The following is a 1,182-nucleotide window of genomic DNA, read 5'->3' on the forward strand; positions in this document are numbered from 1 at the left end:
CAGCCTACCTTTTGCTACTCAGTCACGATGAACGGTAAATCAGGCTTGCGCTAATGTATCCGGGCTCCATGTGAGCGCGGGTACGCGCTCGGCCCTTGATGAGTATTCGCTCCTGCCTGTCCTTAAAAGCGCTTCAGCTTCGAAAGCTTCTTTGCTTATCAGGTTCTCAGCCAGGATATTTGCCGTTTATCGCCATCACTTACTGACGTCGCAAAAGCCGGTGGTAAAACTGGATCACGCAGTGAAATGCCCGTTGTAGGTGCCACCTTTGGTCAACAGCGCCCAGACGATCCTGGCCATTTTATTAGCCAGAGCACAGGCAACTTTGTTGATTGGTTTTCGGGCCAAAAGGTTTCTAGCCCAGACGCCGAGCGCATCGTTTCGTTTATCGATTCGGTAAAGCAGGGTTTGGGCGCCCTGCATCAACAAGGTTCGCAAATACCGATCCCCACGCTTGCTAATACCCAGTAACGTGGTTTGCCCCCCAGTCGAGTATTGCCGCGGCACTAACCCCAGGGAGGCCGAAAAGTCTCGGGACGATTTGTACATCGAAGCATCCCCGACATCGGCCACCAACGCGCTAGCGATGAGGGGGCCGATGCCGGGGACGCTCTGTAATCTTTTGCCGGCGTCACTCCTGTTTACCTGCTGCTTGATCTCGGTATCCAGCGCTTTGATTTCGCTGGTCAATTGACGAATGTCATCAAGCATCCGATTAATAGCCTGCCTCAGGCGCAGAGGTAGATTGTGTTCTTCCATCAATGTAGGAACCCGATCCAGCGCGGCATAGCCGGCGGGAAAGATAACGCCAAACTCCAATAAGAACCCGTGCACCTGGTTGATCACGCCGGTGCGTCGACTTACCAGTGATTTACGCAATTTATGCACCGTCGACAATACCTGCTGGTCGACCGACTTGACCTGCACAGAGCGCGTTCTGGGGCGTGATGCGGCTTCGCAGATAGCTTCGGCATCAATGAAATCGTTCTTGTTGCCCGTGACGTAAGCTTTTACATGCTGTGGCGCAATCAGTTGGACCTGATGGCCGAGCTTGGTGATTTCTCTCGCCAGAAACTGTGACCCGCCACAGGATTCCATGGCGACTTTGCAGGGTGGTATTTGTGCTAGCCACGGTAGCAACTGGCTGCGATTAAGCTTCTTGCGCAGAACCATGTGGCCTTG

The 1,182-nt window shown here is 53.6% G+C and carries 1 protein-coding gene; it reads right to left on the bottom strand.

Annotated features, from left to right (window positions below):
* Window positions 1-234: 234 nt before the first annotated feature.
* The coding region (locus tag HU742_RS26720; RefSeq protein WP_217828426.1) for an IS110 family RNA-guided transposase at window positions 235-1,182 on the bottom strand (948 nt) is incomplete at its 5' end.

Source organism: Pseudomonas marvdashtae (genome assembly GCF_014268655.2).
Taxonomy (GTDB): Bacteria; Pseudomonadota; Gammaproteobacteria; order Pseudomonadales; family Pseudomonadaceae; genus Aquipseudomonas; species Aquipseudomonas marvdashtae.